Below are 15640 nucleotides of genomic sequence, written 5' to 3'. Positions count from 1 at the left end.
CCATTCCCCGATAACAAACATTGTGCCGGGGTACTTTATGAGTCTCACGCACACCATCGAATACTGGGCCCTCCTTTGCTTTGCGCGCTTGCTCTGCATCCTCCCTCGAAAGTGGTCCTTCGCGATCGGATCCGCGATCGGAGCATTCGGCTGGGCCATTGGTATGCGACAAAAGCTCGTGCTGGAAAACATCGCGGTCGCTCGGCCAGAAGCTGACGAAAAGGAGCTAAAACGATTGGGCAAGCAGGCTGCCAAAAACTTTGGCCGCACAATCACCGAATTCATCCGCTACGGGATTAAAGACCGTGATCTTATTTCGGACCTAGTCGAAATAAAGGGGATCGAAGAACTCAAAACAGCCCTCCAAGGTGGTAAAGGCGCCATCGTCCTCACTGGCCACTTTGGAGCTTGGGCTATATATTTCGCAGCGATGTCCATGGCAGGCGTCCCCCTTTCTTTGCTGGTTGGGAAGCAGCACAATAAGAAGGTCGACGACTTCATTTTGAAAATCCCAGGCGACAGGGTAGAGTTCATCTCCAAAGGCCGAACTGCCATTAAAAAGATCCTCGCCAAGCTCACCGCAGGCCGGGCCGTGGTCATGGTGGCGGACCAGCACGCCGGCAAGTCAGGCGTAGTGGTTCCCTTCTTGGGTAAAAATGCTTCTACCCTGCCCCTCCCAGGATCCTTTGCCGTGAAATATCAGGCTCCCGTTTTCATCATGACCGGACAGAGGAAACCCGACGGTACACACACGGTAACGATCGAACCTATCGAGATTTCCGCGAGTGAGGATTCCGAAGATCCTAAAATAGAGGTGTTGAAAGCCTACAACCACAAACTGGGCAGGGTCGTGGCTTCCTGCCCGGAACAGTATTTTTGGTACCATCGACGCTGGCGGGAAGAGAGCGAAAACTCCCAGTAAAACCAACCGAAGCCACAGGTTCCAGACGAGCTCTTTGGGGCGTCTTACTTGTAGGAAATCATGGCCTGGCTGCAGAAGTTCTGCGGAGCCCAAGGGCCATTGTAGGAGAAGGTGAAATCCGGAGCGAAACGATCGCCCGCATCATAGATAGACTTTTCAAATACCCGCAAACGCTCCCGATTCACGAGGCAATTAAAAGTCACTACATCCATTTCAGATAGCGGCAGGTGGCTTTCACGTATCTCAGCACACCAAGGTCCCACCATTTCCTTGAATTGGCTCTTATAGATCTCCTTCTCCTTCGCCAAAGTCCGGGTAAACTTTTCACCCTTCTTGGCTCGGTCGCCCAAGTAATAAAGCAGACGCCCGTTGAGAACCTTCCCTTTCTCGTCGCGTAAATAAGGATACTTAGAAATTAGGTGATCCAATAGGTCCGGAACGTCGAACCGCATGGTCACTTCCATTTCCACCTTGCGGTAGATGCGGTTGAGTTCCTTTTCTAAAACTTCCTCATTGTTGGTAAGAACTTTTTCGACCTGAGACAGGCTAGAAAGAGTCAGACCATATTGTAGAGGCAGGATGGAAGCCTGAGACATCAACAGCCTTTGGGCATGTTGGTGAGCGAAAATGTCGTCGCCGCTCAGGCTCAGTGTCTTCTGCCCGTAAGCGCTGACAATCGCTGAAACGTTGCCACAGGTTACCATAAAAAGGTTTCTTCCCTCCACCCCAGTCAGGTCTTCCAGATCATGTGGGGCGTCGGCTAAAGTGTAGGCGTAAAGAAAGATGCTCATGCGTGGATCGGCTTTAATCGAGTCGCTGGTACAGGCTCGTAAAAAAGATGTGAACCGAGGGCCGATCTGAGTCAATGACGCCTAAAAGCCTTTACGTCAAATCAGGGAATCCACGAGGCCCCGAGGCCCCTCACCCTAGGCTTGTTCCTCTAGGAAGAGCGGCTTTACCGCAAAAAGAGCTAGATCAACTCCTCGCGCAGCAACCAAGCCGCATGGGCAGCCCCTACGAGAGAGATGGAATAATCCTTTACGATATAAACCGGAATCCTACGCAAAATCCGCTTAACCTGCTCGCGAGCATTTTGCTCGAAGAAGTAGATGAATTGGCTTCCGTCCAAAAAGTGACGTTCGTTTTTACCGACAATTCCGCCCGCTAAAAAGAGTCCGGAACGCGGAAGCACAGTGGCGGAGAAGTCCGCTGCCACTCGTCCATACACTTTTACGAAAAGACGAATCACATCACGGCAGACAGGATGGTTCTCAGCATGGCGCGATATCAAAGCGGGACGCTGCAAAGGCTCCGTAGCGAGGATTTTCGAGAGCGTATCGTCCACTTTCATTCCTCGCATCAAAATAAAATAGTCCAAAATGGTATTGAGGCCTCTGCCGGAAAGCAGGTCTTCAATCTCGACGATAGTATTGGCGCTGCCTTGAGCATGAGCTCTCAATTCTTCCGTCTCTAAATCAAAAGCCGCGAAACACGCATGGCCCCCCTCTGAAGGCAGCACCCGATATCTCTCCCCTTCTTGGATTAGCATACCGACTCCAAGGCCGGTCCCAGCTCCAACAATAAGACTAACTCCACCAATCGGTTCCGGGTCATGGCCATCGGTGTGCGGCAAGTGCGTCACCTCTTCGGGATTGTTCAGATCCAGCAAGGGCACGCCGTAACTGATCGCCTCAAAATCATTTATGATCTTGGTCGGAAAACCAAATTCCATCTCGATCTCCGCCCCATCCAAATCCCAATCCAAATTCGAGAGGTCACAGTGGTTGTTGGAGATTGGCCCCGCACCGCTTATGCCGGCCACTAGAACTTTGATGTCCGGAAACTTCTCCTTCGCGGAAGAAAGGAGGGTTCGAATCGCTGGTAGGATGGAATCGACCTCATTGCTAGCGACCACGGTTTCATTCAGAATCTTAAAACTGCCGGCGTCGACCTTGACCAAAGCTAGATTCGAATTGGTGCCTCCAATATCTCCAGCGAGGACAACGGGTTCTCCGTTCCAGTTTTCGTCGTACCAAGTCGTTTTAATAGATTTCTGTTCCATGAGAGAAGTCGGGAAGCAAGGCGTAGAGAAGCGAGCTTTCTGATTGCGGCCACCAGAAAATCGCTCTTCCAAAACAGCGCAAGCCCGCACAAGCTATCTGATCGTCAAGCAAGACAAATGCCTACACCCGATCCAGAACAACTCTCGCTCCTTTTAGCTATCCTGAACGCGGTCGCCTTCTTCGCCTACGGGATCGACAAGTTTTTGGCTAAGTCAGGCAAACGTCGCATCTCCGAAAAAGCTCTGCTCATCCTGACGGCACTACTAGCAAGTCCGGGCGGAATATTGGGCATGGTTTTGTTCAACCACAAAACCTCTAAACCAAAGTTTCGATACGGAGTACCCGCCATCCTACTGGCGCACGCCGTCTTGGGCTACTGGTTGGCTTACTATTGAGCCTGACCCCAAGCTTCTGCCGCGTTCTTAAGCTTGAAGAGCCCTTGATCAAACATGGGCGAAATCATACCGGGCATCATGCGGGCAAGGTAGCCTCCTACGACAGGAGCGGGAATGTTTCCGCTCATCTCCCAGGTAACGACTAGACCTTCCGCCGATGACTCATAAGTGATCGAGGAGACATTCTTGAATGAATCCTCGTTGAAAAAGAGATCGAAGACGACTCCCTTTTCCGGATCTGCCTGGGTGAAAACCAAGCGGCCATCTCCATCCTTGCCCACCCATGACTGCGACGCCCCGACTCCCGTAGTCTTCTCGCCCAGTTCCACAGTAAGGGAAGCATCCGCGTCTTTCCACGGGCCCCACACTTGCCAATTCTTCAAATCGCCAACCAAGGCATACACCGCTTCCGGCTTCGCGTTGATCGTTACCTGACGCGAAACCACGAAATCCTTGGATAGAAAAAAGCTAACCACTACTGCTAAAATAAACAGGAAGGAAAACAGGGAAAAGACGCCAACAAAGAACTTTTTCATACCTCCCGTCTTGTTCACTTTCTAAGGGCTGGCAAGCGAGGAAAGACGACGAAGTGATCAAAGGCTTTCTAGGATAGATTGAAGAATTTCCTCCTTCGATTTTCGGATATCCAGAATCAAAGCATTCGTAGGCTCTTCCAACGTTTCGAGTTGCGAGTCCAACAATGACTCGGGCATGAAGTGGTCCTCTCGATTCCCGATTCGCTTCGCAAGAATCGAGCGATCCCCTTTCAAATAGATCCAACGGTAGTGCTCGAGCCCATCTTGCAAAACGACTCGGTAGGCTTCTTTCAATGCGCTGCAGGCTAGAACCACCGACTGCTGCCGATTTAGCCGGATCTCAAGCTCTTCATTCAATCGTCTCAGCCAGCCAGCCCTATCTTCGTCATTGAGAGCTCGGCCAGCCGCCATCTTTGCAACGTTTTCGGGCGGATGAAAATCATCCGCATCCAACATCTCGATACGCAAAGCATCCGCCAACGCATGAGCGATGGTTGACTTGCCGCTGCCGCTTACCCCCATAATGAAGTAAGCGACTGCATTCGGATCAGGCAGGTTTAGCCCTCCCACTTAAACATAACAGTGGAAAGCGGAGGCAGTGTGAATTCGCCAGATTGCGGGAAGCTATCGTATTCGATCGCCTCAGAATTGACGCCATTGACATTACCGGCATTGGAGCCTCCATAGAATTCGGAGTCCGTATTCAAAATTTCACGCCAGTGACCTGCAGACGGAAGACCGATACGGTACTTCTCGCGCTTCATCGGAGTGAAGTGGCCAATGACTAGGATCTTGCTACGGCCATCAGGAGAAGTGCGCACGTAACTGATGATGCTTGAATCAGCATCCCAGCACGCGATCCACCGGAAGGACTGCGAGTCGAAATCGGTGTAGGCCAAAGCCGGCTCTTCCCGGTAAACCCGATTGAGATCACGAACCAGACAGGAGATGCCGCTGTGATCCTTGAACTCGTTCAAGTGCCACTGCAGGGACTTGTCGTAATTCCACTCTTCGGATTGCCCGAACTCGCTTCCCATAAAGAGCAACTTCTTGCCTGGGTAAGCCCACATGTGACCGTAGAGAGCGCGCAAGGTCTGCGACTTATCGGAAATGGAGCCCGCCCCCATTTTCATCAGCATGGATCCTTTTCCATGTGTCACTTCATCATGGGAGAATACCGTCACGAAATTTTCGGCGTACTGGTAAAGCATACCGAAGGTGAGATTGTTGTGATGATGCTTACGGTAGATGGGATCCTTCTCGAAGTAGGACATATTGTCATGCATCCACCCCATGTTCCACTTCAGGTCAAAACCAAGTCCGCCTTCCGATGGCGGCTTTGTGACCCCACCAAAAGAGGTCGACTCTTCGGCGATCATAAGGGTCCCCGGATAGTAGGTGTGCACCAAGCTATTCGCTTCGCGAAGGAAAGCGATCGCCTCGAGGTTCTCGTTTCCGCCGTATTGGTTAGGAATCCACTGCCCTTCTTCTCTTGAATAATCGAGATAAAGCATGGACGCCACCGCGTCGACACGAAGACCGTCTATGTGATAACGGTCGAGCCAGCTCAAGGCATTCGCCACCAGGAAGCTCTTCACTTCGTGACGGCCAAAATTGAAGATCAAAGTTCCCCAGTCCATGTGAGCCCCAAGGCGAGGATCCTCGTGCTCGTAGAGGCAAGTCCCGTCAAAACCTGGCAGAGCAAAAGTATCTCTCGGGAAGTGAGCCGGTACCCAGTCAACCAATACGCCGATGTCGCGTTGGTGCATGTAGTCTACAAATGCCTTGAAATCGTCTGGCGTTCCAAAGCGGTGAGTCGGAGCGAAATAGCCGGTTACCTGATAACCCCAAGATCCGTCAAACGGGTGTTCCGCCACCGGCATCAACTCGATGTGCGTAAAACCGTGATCCACCACATAATCCGCTAACTCCTTGGCTAACTCGCTGTAGGACAACGGACGATTGTCCTCTTCCCAGCGGCGCTTCCAGGAACCGAGGTGTACTTCGTACACGCTCATCGGTTGATCGAGAGCCTGGTGATTAACCCGCTTAGCCATCCAACTCTGATCGTTCCAATTGTAAGCGGAATGATCAAAAACGATCGACGCATTATTGGGCGGAGCTTCGAAGTAGCAGCCGTACGGGTCGGTTTTGAGGAAGAGGTCCCCATTTTTGGCACGGAGTTCGAATTTATACATCTCTCCCTTTTCCAAGCCCGGGATAAAAAGCTCCCACACTCCACTTGCCCCTAGCGATCGCATCGGATGGTAGCGGCCATCCCAATCGTTGAACGACCCGACGAGAGAAACTCTCGAGGCATTCGGAGCCCAAACCGCGAAGGATACACCAGGAACGCCGTCTATGGTCTTCGGATGAGCACCCAGCTTTTCGTATATCCGGTGCTCGTTGCCTTGATTGAAGAGATAAAGGTCGGAGTCCCCGATCGAAGGCAAAAATGAATACGGATCGTAAAATTGCCTGATCTCACAATTCCGCTGCTCGGCTCGTAGTCGGTATGGAAATACCTGATCGCGATCTTCGATCAAGGTTTCGAAAAAGCCATCTTCATGGATTAGCTCCATTTCATACCGAGGCCCATTCTCCTGGCTGGAGTCCACCACCTCGCACTTTTCGACCCCACTCAAGAAGGCTCTGACAAGGATCCCTTTGCGGTCTCCTTTTTTGTAGGGATGCATCCCCAAAATGTCGTGGGGGGTGGCGACAGTCGCTTCTACGAACTGGGCGAGGTCTTGTTTGGAAGTGAACATAGAACTGTGAGAAACGTGAGGGTTAAAAGCTCTCAAAATTGACGCCTGACGAAGGGAGTTCCGACAAACTATTCAAGAACAACACCTCCTTTAAGAGCAGTCTTCTTGCCAAGTGTCAAAGGCTTGTGAGCGATCAATGAGCCAAGGAACCAAACTGGGCAAAAGACGTCCCAATCGAGCGTCTTGATTCTTGCCACCCAGAGCTCCCCCTCCCTTAGTACTCTGCTTTCAACTACCTGACCGATGACCTCGATCCTTCGCCAACTCCCTCGTATCGCCCTGCTGACCGCGTCCCTAGCAGGCCTCTCCCATTCCGCCCTAGCCCAAGAGGTCGAACTCATCCCTAGCGGCGACCTTACCTTTGACCAAAACACCGGGGAAATCGTGGCGACCGATGGGGCGCAGATCCAATACGGCGAGTGGCTCCTTTCCGCCGATACCATTCGCTTCAATCAGGAAACCAAAGACGCTTCCGCCACGGGCCACGTCGTTTTCACCCGAGCAGACCTGCGTCTGACCGCTGATTCGCTGACCTATAAACCTGCTGAAGAATTCGCTCGCGCCACCAATTTCAGGGCGGGCAACGGCAGAGTCTACGTGGACGGTGCCGTTCTGGAGGGAAACCCTGACAATTTCCGCTTCGAAGAAATCAACTTCTACCCAGGAGAGCCCGGCACCTTCTTGTTCATTGCCCGAGCGGGAGAGCTCTCTATCGTCAACCAAAACGAAATCCGCGGGAAGAAGCTATTCTTCAAGGTAGGAGCGGTCCCCTTCCTTCTCATCCCAAACATCACCCAACCACTGGATGCGGAAACCAACCTTTTCAAGCCGACTCTCGACTACAGCGGCCACATCGGAGCCGCCATCGGAGCCGAAGCGCTCGCCCCAGTCACGGACCACATCCGCCTAGGCGGAAACGTCACCTTAACCTCCAAGCGAGGCATCCTCGCCGGTCCCGCTGCGAGCTACTCTTTTGAAAACGAAAGCTACGTCACTGACGGATCCTTCATTTCCGGATACATAAACGACCAAGGCGAACCCGGCTTGGATATAAACGGAGCCACCATTTCGGACCAACGCTACTTCGCCGAGTGGCAGCACAAGCAAATCTGGAACGACAACCAGGCGAACATTTCCGCCTACGCCCGCTACTGGTCCGACTCCGAAGTCACGCGCGACTTCTACGAGGATTCTTTTGACCGCATGCAGGATCCAGACTCCTACATTGAGGCCAACTACAACGGCCAAAACTGGCAGGCATCCCTTTTCGCAAGGGCTGCACTCGGGGATTTCCAATCCTACACGGAACGCCTCCCAGAAGTCCGTTTCTCCTACTTTCCTACCAATCTTGGATACGGCTTCAGTCACAGCGCGTACCTTTCCGCCGCAAAAATCGGCGTCGACGCAACCGAAGACGTTAACCTGACCGGAACCAAAGCGGATCTGTTCTACGGAGTAGAATGGAATCACATCCTAACCGACGGAATCGGGCTACGCGTCAAAGCCGGGGCACGCAACATAAGTTACCAAGACGCTGAGACCTACTTGCAAAGCGAAGCGCTTTACGACGAGGCCGACACCTTCGTATATCGAGATTCAGTGGACGGCTCCCGCGCGTTCGGCGATCTGGGAGTCGACCTCAACATGAAGGCCTATTCGACCTTCGATTTCCAAAACGAAACATGGAATATAGATGGATTGCGGCACATCATTGAGCCTCGTATCTCCTATCGCTACACGCCCGAACTTTGGAGTTCGGGGGACCTCGAGCAAAGCGTCGTTCTGCCGGCTATTTATGGCTTCGAATACGGAAATAGCGTCATGTACGCAGACCAAGGCACTTTCGCGAACTACCTTCCCTCCATAGACTTGGAGAATCGCCGCGACTCCGATTACCTGCGGGAAGATCACAAAATTCGCTTCGAGCTCGGAAACCGCCTGCAAACTCGAGGAGAAGACGGCGGAGCTCGCGACCTAGCCCGTTTTGACATCGCTGCGGACTACTATCTCGGTGGCTCAGATTACGCAGAGGATAGCTACTCGCTGCTGAGCTTGGATCTGGAATTGACTCCCGCTCCTTGGCTGGAATTTGGCTTGTTCAACCGGCTTGATCCAGAAGGAGGTTTATCCACGCAAGAACTCAACAGCTACATAGCCATCAAGGATCCTGGCTATTGGAAAATCGCCTTCGGTTCCCACTACCTTAAAGGGCCTTCCTCTCTTACCGAGTCTTACTTTTCGACAGCCTACTCCTACCCTTCCTTCTATTACAGTTGGGTTGGCTGGCCGACCTACGGCATGGGCTCCTACACCTATCCAAACCAGCGTTTGGAGCAGTACTTCGCCCACATCGAATACCAGCTCAGCGAGAATTTCAAACTATACGCCACCGCTCGATACGACGATGAATCCGGCGTGTTCTACGAGCAACGAATCGGCCTCATGCAGCGAGCTCTCGAAAACTACGGCCTGAAATACGAATTGCGCATCTACGACGGCGACCGCCGCGAATCCGACTTCGGAATATCCATCGCCATCGACCTTTTCGACGAGTAGAAACGTACAGGAATGAGCAAGCCGCTGTTCAATAAAGAGATAAGCCTACACCGGCTGCACAATCAGCGGCGTATCTCCTTTTCTCTGATCGAAAGATGTCGCTCGCTGCTCAACCCAGGGGTCGCTTTCACCCGAGAGTTGCACGAACTTTTTCGGGCCCAGGGAAAATTCGGCTCCAAAGACCGGCGCCTCTATCGCGAGCTCATCTACACCTACCTTCGGTACCAACCCTGGCTGGATTCTAAACGAAGCGACCAGGAGGCGTTTATGGATTTGCTCATCCAGCTCGCTGTACCGACTGCTGAGATCCGAAGCCTGTATCCCACCCTTGCCAACAAGCCAGCTATCCCTGTCGAAGAAGCGAATCGCTTCAAACTTCTCGGCAAGGAAGCCACAGAGATAAAGGAGCTGCTACCCGATTGGTACGCCCTCCACACGAAACGACCTCTCTCCACCAAAGGCCTGCTTACACTGGTAACTCGCCCTCCCCTTTGGCTTCGGATCCAAAAGGACCCCGGCGACGACATTATTAAACGGCTTAAAGAGCCCGCTTCCCCCGAACAGGCCGCTCTCATTGCCAAACATCCGCTCATCCCTGGCTGCATCCACGCCCCTGCCGATTTCCCGCTAGCAAACCACCCCTGCTACCTAAACGGCGATATTGAGATCCAAGATATCTCCTCTCAAATTTTGCTTTTAATGCTGAAAGATAGCCCGCGGGGAAAATGGCTAGATGCCTGCGCGGGAGCTGGCGGAAAAACCCTCCAACTCGCGGAACTCCTGAGACCCTACGGGAAGGTGGCCGCCCACGACTTGAGAAGTTCGGCCCTGCGGGAACTGCAGTCCCGCGCCAAACGCTCCGGACTCAAAAACATCGAGGTACTGGCAAAACGGCCTACCGAAGGGAGTTACGACGGCGTGCTCGTAGACGCGCCCTGCAGCGGTTCCGGCACTTGGAGAAGGCACCCCTACCTCATGCGGCAAACTCGCGAAAAAGACGTTTTTGACTATGCGAAAAAGCAGCTCTCTATTCTGAAGGACTATTCCAATCTCGTGTCGGAGGGCGGCCTGCTCGTCTACAGCACCTGCTCGCTCAGTCGCCACGAAAACGAAGAAGTCGCGGCCAAATTTCTCGAGACCGAAACCCGTTTCATTCACCAGCCGCTGGCACCTAGATTCGGATTCGACGACCTCGGCCACGGGATCACAGTTTATCCCGAGGACCACAACGGAGACGGTCTCTACGTGAGAGCCTTCCGGCGCGTCAGCTAATCGAAAAATCCGCCGAAGAGCGGGCCTTGTGAATAATTTCGCATTGCCAGCCGAGCAACTCCCACCGTGAATTCCCACGTGGAAGAGCAAAACGATCCCAGAATCAAATTATCCGTGTTCGAAGGCCCGATGGACCTTCTGCTCTTCCTTATACGCAAACACGAGATCGACATTTACGACATCCCCATCGAGCTCGTTCTAGACCAGTACCTCAAGGTCATCAGCTCCATGAAGGAGGTTAAACTCGAGGTGGCGGGAGACTTTTTTGTGATGGCCGCCACTTTGATGGAAATTAAAAGCCGCCTCCTTTTACCTAAGCAAAGCCGTAGCGCCTCTGAAAGCGAAGACGAGGATGCCGATATCGACCCTCGCTGGGAGCTCGTGCACCAGCTCCTCGAATATAAGAAGTTCAAGGAAGCCGCCGACTCGCTCGACAAGCTATCCGAACGTGCCGCTCTTCTCAAAGAACGTGACTACAATTCGGTTAACAAAGCCGAGACTCCGCTCCGCCCTCTCAAGCCAGAAGACAAAATCTCCGTCTGGAATTCCTTCAACATCGTGCTGCGGCGCTTGACCGAAAAACTCGTGGTCGGAGAAATCCAGGACGATTCCGTCACAGTCGTAGACCAGATGGAAATGCTGATCGCCAAGGTCAAGACCCAGCCCGTATTCAATTTCTCATCACTCTTCGACGGGCACGTCGGACTCCGTACCCTCGTCACCACTTTTATCGCAATCTTGGAGCTCACCCGCTTGCGGAGGTTAAAAGTCGAGCAAAACGCCGCTTTCTGCGACTTCATCGTTACCGGCCTTGAGGGCGGGGAAAGCCTCTCCTTCGAGGAGGAAAACGAGCTTGAACAGAATCTCGCTTCGCCCACGCTTTAAGGCGTGCGTGACCAAAGCCAACCAAACAAGCAATCACACCTGCTCGGAGTCGGCCTCGACAACGAGGACGGCCACAAGCGTATAACCCGCGCCGATAAGTTCTCCATCGTCGGTGGGTCTCAAGAAACCCACGAAAAAATGACTGAAACCGTCATGAAAACCTTCGAGGACATGAAAAAGGCGGGCAAGCAGTTGGAAACGATTGAGCACAAACACCTCGCCGAACTGATAGAGAAAAACCGGCCTTCAGACTAGGCTTGCAACATGTCAGAGCGCCGCAGCAATCAGCCACACTCCAAGTCCCTTTCCATACGAGATGGGGACGGAAATGAACTGCTTGGCTCTCAAATCGAAAGACAGGAGACCGTCGTCATTGCAACCGATGCGAGTGGAAACTCGTTAACTCTGCTTGAAGAACTTGCAGCACGCAAAAAAAGCCGCGTCTCGCCCGCCGAATTCCTAGTAAGCTTCGTCTGTGCGACAGCTTCTCTTGCATTTGCGGCACTCATCTATTTTAACGATCACTAATCATGGCAGCAGACATCATCAACCTGAACGAACAGAGTTTCAACGACGCGCTTTCGAGCGCCAAAGGCCCAGTCCTCGTAGACTTTTGGGCTCCTTGGTGCGGACCTTGTAAAGCGATCGCCCCACTTCTCGAAGAACTCTCCAAAGAATTGGAAGGCAAGGCAGCGATCACCAAGGTGAACGTCGACGAAAACAGCGCTATCGCCGCAAAGTTCAACGTACGAGCCATCCCAACCTTGATCATCTTCAAGGGTGGCGAGCAGGTTGACACCATCGTCGGCATGATTGGCAAGGACGACCTGAAGGCCAAGATCGAGGCCCACGTCTAAGACCGCCAGCCACAGACTTTACACCAACGCCCCCAAGCCGCATGGCTCGGGGGCGTTTTTTGTGAGTATTTCCGAGAGCAGTCTACCCTAACGCTCTTGGTAGGTGTCAAAAACAGAGCGAGCGGATATCGCCGCCTTAAATGCCGTAGCCGAAACTCGATTCGTCGGAGTCACGCGGATCGTCGCGGATTCGCCAGCCATTAGATGGACAAAATTATCGCTGTAACGGGCATCGATCCCCTTCGCTTCCAACCAGGTCCATAGAGACGGTTTCTTGGAGGTGATGGTCACGTCGAAGGCTCCCTTCACCAAAGCCTTCACCTTAACGCTCAGCTTCGGATCCTCCAAAGTCAGATGCTTCGGACGGGCGAAAGTCACGAGGTTTTCGCTTATCGTCTTGCGGCCCTCTTTCAGTGAAAGCTTCACCATCAAGCCACGTTGCCCTTGCTCGGCCACGATTTTCTTAAGCTTAAGCGTCTTAACCACCTTGGTCGAATTCGCGCCAGATCGAATCTTTTTCTCGCCGGTATCCAACTCCTTGCCGGTAACGTCTACAACCTTCCAAGCCACAACGAGGCTCTTGGCTTCGAGCAGGTCATTCACCACGTGAATCGCCACGCTATCCGTATCCGGATCTTCAACACCGCAAACGAGAAGCGGGTTGTAGAAATTTCGGGCTGCGTAATGCAAGGCCTTCCATTTGCCGAAATAGTCCACGGAGGACCAGCTGGCCACTTGCCAACAGTCATTGAGCTGCCAATACAATGCGCCCATGCAACGTGGTTTGTTCATTCGCCAATGTTCAACCGCGTACTTGATCGCTAGACCTTGCAAGATCTGCGTCAGCCAAATCGTGTTATCAAAACCAACCGGCAAACGGAACCAGCTGAGCATGTAGTCGATGATAGCGCTGTTTCCAATCGGGCTACGTTGGTGCTGCTCCATTACATACGAAGTGACGTTGCGTTCCTCGATATCAGTATAGGTTTCGATCGTGCTCGGCTCAGGAAAGCTCTGAAAACCAAACTCGCTGCAGAAGCGGTGAAAGGCAGTACGATACCATTCGAAGGGACGGCGACCGTGCCAAACCTTCCACAAGTGAGCATCCCCGCAGTCTGGATTTTGAGAGTACTTTCGATCGCCGACCGGAGAGTGTTCGCTAGAGGGCCAGTAGTCTCGCTGAGGATCCTGCTTCTTGACGATCTTACCGATCACCTTGTCGAAAAGCTCGATATACTCATCCCAGGGCATCTGGCCAGGTTCGTCCCCGAGAATCGGCGGTATGTGCTCCAGCTCGTTATTTCCACACCAGATAGCGAGCGAAGCGTGGTGGCGGATACGTTTAACGCTCTGCTCTATCTCCACCTTTACGTTCTCAACCCAGGTGTCGTCGAAGCCTGGATACGCCGAACAAGCGAACATGAAATCCTGCCACACGCAAATGCCGAGCTCATCACAAGCGTCGTAAAAATCGTCTCGCTCATACTTTCCGCCACCCCAGACGCGAATCATGTTCATGTTCGCTTCCACCGATGACTTAAGCAAATCGCGGTTCCGTTCGTCAGTCCCCCAAACGTCGAATTGATCGGAAGGAATCCAATTGGCCCCTTTAGCAAAGAAACGGTTACCGTTCGCTTCGAAGCAAAACGATTCGCCCCACTGGTCCTTTTCGCGGACCAGCTTCAGCTCCCGGATTCCGATTCGCCGGCTTGACTGGCTAATGACTTCACCTTCGTCGTCCAATAGAGAAACGGCTACGATGTAGAGCGGCTGTTCCCCTAATCCGTTCGGCCACCATAGCTCTGGGTTCTTTACGGACAATTTGGCTTTAGCCTTGCCGCGAGAAACCGGGCTTTCACCGCTGGCAACGACCGCTCCGTCCTTTGAAATAGTCACAAAGGCGGCAAGTTTAGAGCGTCCAATCGTTTGCACCGCAGTCTCAATCTCCAGCTCGGCGAGCTTGTAGCCTTTTCCCAATGTCTGCTTTATATGCAGATCCGAAATCTCAGCCGTGTCGAACCCTTGGATACGCAAAGAACGCCAAATTCCCATCGTCACGATCATGGGACCCCAGTCCCATCCAAAGTTGGACTGTTCCTTACGAACCCACTGGCCCCCTTCTAAACGGTGGTGGTCAATTCCGGTCTGCCAGAGAAAACGCTCCTTCTGCTTTTCGAGGCCATAAAGGAGAGCGGATTCAAAATCGATACGGATGGAATTCCCTCCGGGCTTGAGCAATTCCTTTACGTCAAATTCCCACTCGCGGAACATGTTATCAGTCGCGGCCAGAAGCTTTCCGTTGAGCGAGATTTTCGCGAGCGTATCCAGTCCATCAAAACGAAGCAGTACTCGATCGCGCTGGAGCAACGATTCGTTGACTTCGAAATCTCGCGTGTAGCTCCAGCTTTCCTCTCCCACCCACTGTACCAGCTTTTCGTTATCCCGAAAATAGGGATCGGGAATCAGGCCTTCTCGGTGCAAATCGGCATGCACGCAGCCGGGCACCACAGCGGGGATTTCGATCTTCTTTGGCCCTTTAAGAGTCCAAGTTCCATCAAGCGAGAGCGTTTCTATCATAGTCTAATCGTACGGTTTTGTTCCAGTTGCTGGATATGACCGCCTCAAATTGCGCAAAAGCGTTAAATGCTCCAGAACTTATTTTACTTGAGATTTAGCGTACGAGATTAGATAGGCACGCAAGGCCCCTGGCGTTACTCTTGCAGAGCCTTTTTGACGAGTGCCGCGCTTGCCTCGTCCATATCCAATCCGAGAGCCGCCTTCTGTCCGGCTTCACTCATTTTGACCCAGCTCTTCTGCAGGATGCCGATCATTTTTTCCTCATCAGTCTTCTCGCTGAATTGAGCGAACTGCTTTTCGAGAAAGACGAGACAAAGCGCGTCCTCCATGGTCTGGCACTCAGGATCCGACTTGATCCCCTTCTTCAGATTGAGATCGGAAACGCGGGTTCGCAGTTCCTCCCCATATCCCATAGATTCCAAAATGGTCGAAACCTTGTGAGCGTGAAACTTCTTTAGATCCGCTCTCCACTTCAAGTAGCCGGGACGGTCCCGCGTGTAGTCCTCTCGCGGAATCATCCAACGACAAATGTGCTGGCCTCGGGCGGCCAACATCAACGCCTCCGAGGCTTCAGGAGCTAGCTTCAAAACCCAGCGCGTGAGCTGCACCGCGAAAAAGAGCTCGTAGCCAACATTGCGGCCATTCATGGCGACTCGCTTAGGATCGTCGTCGTTGAGCAAATCAATCTCCCCAATGGTCTTAAGGAAGCGGCGAGGGTCTTCCACCCGCTCCAATTGCGCCTCAAGCAAATCCGTATCAAAGGTGCGATTCATAGGCGGCACCATAGCCTCGCTCCTTGCGAACGCAAT

General features: G+C 52.8%; 15 protein-coding genes. 8 read left to right on the top strand and 7 right to left on the bottom strand.

The window, feature by feature from the left end:
* Positions 1–37 precede the first annotated feature (37 nt).
* Positions 38–922 carry a lysophospholipid acyltransferase family protein gene (locus tag H5P27_RS02475; RefSeq protein WP_185658789.1) on the top strand — a complete coding sequence of 295 codons (885 nt, stop codon included), beginning with the start codon at positions 38–40 and terminating at the stop codon, positions 920–922.
* Between the two features lie 44 nt (positions 923–966).
* On the opposite strand, the gene H5P27_RS02470 is transcribed toward H5P27_RS02475, so the two are convergent.
* Positions 967–1713: a GvpL/GvpF family gas vesicle protein gene (locus H5P27_RS02470; RefSeq protein ID WP_185658788.1), complete on the bottom strand. Its 747-nt coding sequence runs from the start codon at positions 1711–1713 to the stop codon at positions 967–969.
* A gap of 179 nt (positions 1714–1892) precedes the next feature.
* A complete protein-coding gene (locus H5P27_RS02465; protein WP_185658787.1) occupies positions 1893–2984 on the bottom strand; it encodes a glucokinase in 1092 nt (363 codons plus the stop codon).
* Between the two features lie 117 nt (positions 2985–3101).
* On the opposite strand from H5P27_RS02465, the gene H5P27_RS02460 reads away from it, so the two are divergent.
* A complete protein-coding gene (locus H5P27_RS02460) occupies positions 3102–3380 on the top strand; it encodes a DUF1294 domain-containing protein (protein WP_185658786.1) in 279 nt (92 codons plus the stop codon).
* Here the strand turns inward: H5P27_RS02460 and H5P27_RS02455 are convergent.
* Genes H5P27_RS02455 through glgB form a run of 3 tightly spaced genes read right to left on the bottom strand, consistent with a single transcriptional unit; the run spans position 3374 to position 6684 of the window.
* Complete coding sequence (locus H5P27_RS02455; RefSeq protein ID WP_185658785.1) at positions 3374–3916, bottom strand: SRPBCC family protein; 543 nt, start codon at positions 3914–3916, stop codon at positions 3374–3376. The two genes, H5P27_RS02460 and H5P27_RS02455, sit on opposite strands and share 7 nt — an antisense overlap.
* Positions 3917–3973: 57 nt before the next feature.
* Complete coding sequence (locus tag H5P27_RS02450; RefSeq protein ID WP_221774579.1) at positions 3974–4486, bottom strand: gluconokinase; 513 nt, start codon at positions 4484–4486, stop codon at positions 3974–3976.
* A complete protein-coding gene (glgB, locus tag H5P27_RS02445; protein ID WP_246462465.1) occupies positions 4474–6684 on the bottom strand; it encodes a 1,4-alpha-glucan branching protein GlgB in 2211 nt (736 codons plus the stop codon). The genes H5P27_RS02450 and glgB overlap by 13 nt, the downstream gene beginning before the upstream one ends.
* Before the next feature lie 243 nt (positions 6685–6927).
* Between glgB and H5P27_RS02440 the strand changes: the two genes are divergently transcribed.
* The 6 genes from H5P27_RS02440 to trxA all read left to right on the top strand — a co-directional run bounded on the left by H5P27_RS02440 (position 6928) and on the right by trxA (position 12254).
* Positions 6928–9240, top strand: coding sequence for a putative LPS assembly protein LptD (locus H5P27_RS02440; protein WP_185658784.1), 2313 nt, complete (start codon positions 6928–6930; stop codon positions 9238–9240).
* Positions 9241–9252: 12 nt separating this feature from the next.
* Positions 9253–10512: an RsmB/NOP family class I SAM-dependent RNA methyltransferase gene (locus H5P27_RS02435; RefSeq protein WP_185658783.1), complete on the top strand. Its 1260-nt coding sequence runs from the start codon at positions 9253–9255 to the stop codon at positions 10510–10512.
* 66 nt (positions 10513–10578) lie between these two features.
* Complete coding sequence (locus tag H5P27_RS02430) at positions 10579–11397, top strand: segregation and condensation protein A (protein WP_339382544.1); 819 nt, start codon at positions 10579–10581, stop codon at positions 11395–11397.
* Positions 11398–11400: 3 nt separating this feature from the next.
* Positions 11401–11652 carry a hypothetical protein gene (locus H5P27_RS02425; RefSeq protein WP_185658782.1) on the top strand — a complete coding sequence of 84 codons (252 nt, stop codon included), beginning with the start codon at positions 11401–11403 and terminating at the stop codon, positions 11650–11652.
* A gap of 9 nt (positions 11653–11661) precedes the next feature.
* Positions 11662–11925 carry a hypothetical protein gene (locus H5P27_RS02420; RefSeq protein WP_185658781.1) on the top strand — a complete coding sequence of 88 codons (264 nt, stop codon included), beginning with the start codon at positions 11662–11664 and terminating at the stop codon, positions 11923–11925.
* 2 nt (positions 11926–11927) lie between these two features.
* A complete protein-coding gene (gene trxA / locus H5P27_RS02415) occupies positions 11928–12254 on the top strand; it encodes a thioredoxin (RefSeq protein ID WP_185658780.1) in 327 nt (108 codons plus the stop codon).
* Positions 12255–12341: 87 nt separating this feature from the next.
* On the opposite strand, the gene H5P27_RS02410 is transcribed toward trxA, so the two are convergent.
* Together H5P27_RS02410 and H5P27_RS02405 are read right to left on the bottom strand one after the other, a co-directional pair.
* On the bottom strand, positions 12342–14831 hold the full coding sequence (locus H5P27_RS02410) for a beta-mannosidase (RefSeq protein WP_185658779.1): 2490 nt from the start codon (positions 14829–14831) through the stop codon (positions 12342–12344).
* Positions 14832–14965: 134 nt separating this feature from the next.
* Complete coding sequence (locus H5P27_RS02405; RefSeq protein ID WP_185658778.1) at positions 14966–15604, bottom strand: DUF4202 domain-containing protein; 639 nt, start codon at positions 15602–15604, stop codon at positions 14966–14968.
* Positions 15605–15640: the final 36 nt, after the last annotated feature.

This window comes from Pelagicoccus albus, assembly GCF_014230145.1.
In the GTDB taxonomy this organism is placed as follows: Bacteria; Verrucomicrobiota; Verrucomicrobiia; order Opitutales; family Opitutaceae; genus Pelagicoccus; species Pelagicoccus albus.
This window is presented reverse-complemented; position numbering and strand designations above follow the sequence as displayed.

Bases quoted from the DNA above. Each gene is read 5' to 3' on its own strand.
- H5P27_RS02475 (WP_185658789.1), top strand. From the start codon at position 38: ATGAGTCTCACGCACACCATCGAATACTGGGCCCTCCTTTGCTTTGCG.
- H5P27_RS02470 (WP_185658788.1), bottom strand. From the start codon at position 1,713: ATGAGCATCTTTCTTTACGCCTACACTTTAGCCGACGCCCCACATGAT.
- H5P27_RS02465 (WP_185658787.1), bottom strand. From the start codon at position 2,984: ATGGAACAGAAATCTATTAAAACGACTTGGTACGACGAAAACTGGAAC.
- H5P27_RS02460 (WP_185658786.1), top strand. From the start codon at position 3,102: ATGCCTACACCCGATCCAGAACAACTCTCGCTCCTTTTAGCTATCCTG.
- H5P27_RS02455 (WP_185658785.1), bottom strand. From the start codon at position 3,916: ATGAAAAAGTTCTTTGTTGGCGTCTTTTCCCTGTTTTCCTTCCTGTTT.
- glgB (WP_246462465.1), bottom strand. From the start codon at position 6,684: ATGTTCACTTCCAAACAAGACCTCGCCCAGTTCGTAGAAGCGACTGTC.
- H5P27_RS02440 (WP_185658784.1), top strand. From the start codon at position 6,928: ATGACCTCGATCCTTCGCCAACTCCCTCGTATCGCCCTGCTGACCGCG.
- H5P27_RS02435 (WP_185658783.1), top strand. From the start codon at position 9,253: ATGAGCAAGCCGCTGTTCAATAAAGAGATAAGCCTACACCGGCTGCAC.
- H5P27_RS02420 (WP_185658781.1), top strand. From the start codon at position 11,662: ATGTCAGAGCGCCGCAGCAATCAGCCACACTCCAAGTCCCTTTCCATA.
- trxA (WP_185658780.1), top strand. From the start codon at position 11,928: ATGGCAGCAGACATCATCAACCTGAACGAACAGAGTTTCAACGACGCG.
- H5P27_RS02410 (WP_185658779.1), bottom strand. From the start codon at position 14,831: ATGATAGAAACGCTCTCGCTTGATGGAACTTGGACTCTTAAAGGGCCA.
- H5P27_RS02405 (WP_185658778.1), bottom strand. From the start codon at position 15,604: ATGAATCGCACCTTTGATACGGATTTGCTTGAGGCGCAATTGGAGCGG.